Below are 550 nucleotides of genomic sequence, written 5' to 3'. Positions count from 1 at the left end.
ATTGAAAAAGGAAGAGTATGAGTATTCAACATTTCCGTGTCGCCCTTATTCCCTTTTTTGCGGCATTTTGCCTTCCTGTTTTTGCTCACCCAGAAACGCTGGTGAAAGTAAAAGATGCTGAAGATCAGTTGGGTGCACGAGTGGGTTACATCGAACTGGATCTCAACAGCGGTAAGATCCTTGAGAGTTTTCGCCCCGAAGAACGTTTTCCAATGATGAGCACTTTTAAAGTTCTGCTATGTGGCGCGGTATTATCCCGTATTGACGCCGGGCAAGAGCAACTCGGTCGCCGCATACACTATTCTCAGAATGACTTGGTTGAGTACTCACCAGTCACAGAAAAGCATCTTACGGATGGCATGACAGTAAGAGAATTATGCAGTGCTGCCATAACCATGAGTGATAACACTGCGGCCAACTTACTTCTGACAACGATCGGAGGACCGAAGGAGCTAACCGCTTTTTTGCACAACATGGGGGATCATGTAACTCGCCTTGATCGTTGGGAACCGGAGCTGAATGAAGCCATACCAAACGACGAGCGTGACAC

At 47.3% G+C, this 550-nt stretch carries 1 protein-coding gene; it reads left to right on the top strand.

Annotated elements, in window-relative coordinates; translation table 11 throughout:
• Positions 1–17 precede the first annotated feature (17 nt).
• The coding region (locus IF83_RS32810; protein ID WP_158100155.1) for a serine hydrolase at positions 18–550 on the top strand (533 nt) is incomplete at its 3' end.

The sequence above is a fragment of the Streptomyces albus subsp. albus genome, from assembly GCF_000719865.1.
In the GTDB taxonomy this organism is placed as follows: Bacteria; Actinomycetota; Actinomycetes; order Streptomycetales; family Streptomycetaceae; genus Streptomyces; species Streptomyces albus_E.
This window is presented reverse-complemented; position numbering and strand designations above follow the sequence as displayed.